Raw genomic sequence first — 1426 nt, forward strand, 5'->3', positions numbered from 1 at the left:
CCCCCGCCGGCACAGTGCGCGCCCTGCCTACCCGACGGTCCACCGGCCAGATCGGACCCTGCTGACCCCGTCGAGATCGTAGACGACCCCGCCCGACCGAACCCACGCCATGACCTGCATCACATCCGAGGTCGCCGTGACCACCCGAAACGACACACGACCGCTTCTCACCAGCGAGCACCGCGACACGAGAAACGCGACACCAAATCAAACGAGACACGCAGACTGCGGACGAAAAGCCGATCATCAGAAGCGGACCGACCGCGTCGAACGCGGCCTTGCCGTACTCGCCGGCGATCAGGGGTTCCGCAATGTTCAAAGCCAGCGTTACCATGCTCGCGAAGATGAGTAGCCTCCGCGTCGAGCGCAGCACCTCCACCGGCCCCCCGCTCACAGCGAGTTGCCGCCTGCCGAGCAATAGGCCGACGACCGATAGATCAACTGCGGGCGCTACCAGTGGAGCCACCCACATCGGAACACCGAGACGGAGCCCGAGCGCGAGAACATTTCCAAACCCGAAGAGGAACGTCAACGCGACCACCACGCCGACGATCACGGTCACGATGCGGGCCGAAGCGTCCGGAACCGCCAGGTGTACGGAACGCCTGTTCGATTCGGTAGATGATGTTACGGTCGGCGCGGTCACTGGACATCGTCCCTGGTCAGGGCCCGGGTAGCGACCGGTCGGACAGTGATTTCAGGGCCAGCAACCAAGATCAATCGGTTCGGATGCTGGTACACATGGTCCACCCCTTTTCTGATCATGCTCCTGGCCTGGCTGAATGCGGTTCGTGATCTGTCGCTTGAGATCCAGCATCATGGAACGGTGCTGGTCAGAGCGTCGCCGGCTGGTTCGAGTCCCGACTGGACGACCATGCTGTGACCATGCGAACCGCTGTCATCCTCCTGACGCCTAGCTGTTTGATCATCTGCCCGCGAGATTCTGGAGATCGTTCTGAGGTGAGGTTTTTCGGGGTCGGAGTCAGGCCGGGTGGACCGGCGACTTGGCGGTGAAGGAACAGGTCGACGGTTGGATCGGCGGATTCGCCTTCCGGCGGCGTCATTGGGATGTGAACGCGCCGGCTGCTGCGGCGGTCGCGGCGTCGTGGGCCGCGTGATCGGGGAGTTCTTCGGCGGCCGGTGTCCGGAGGAGGATCAGCTGGTGGTAGAGCGGGGCGATGGCGGCTATCAGAAGCCGTTGGGGATCGGTGTTCGCGGGAATCTCCGCGCGGGCGACGGCGCGGTCCACGACGGACCGGCAGCGGGTGTAGCGATCGGCCCAGAAAGCTCGGAGGGCGCAGGCCGCGTCCGGTGAGCGGAAAGATGCGGCGATGAGAGCAGTCGTGATCGGCGGGTCCGCGGTAAGGGCAGCGTAGATCTCGCGGTTGATCGCGGTCAGGTCGCCGTGCAGGCTGCCAGGGGTCGG

1 protein-coding gene and 1 pseudogene are annotated in these 1426 nt (G+C 64.7%); both read right to left on the reverse strand.

The window, feature by feature from the left end:
* Window positions 1–646 (reverse strand): annotated as a pseudogene (locus tag AC08ON_RS10850) (hypothetical protein); the annotation flags it as partial.
* A gap of 414 nt (window positions 647–1060) precedes the next feature.
* Window positions 1061–1426 (reverse strand): TetR-like C-terminal domain-containing protein (locus AC08ON_RS10855; protein WP_476616893.1); only part of this gene is annotated, 366 nt, incomplete at its 5' end.

This window comes from Frankia sp. CoWAU3 (assembly GCF_977971855.1).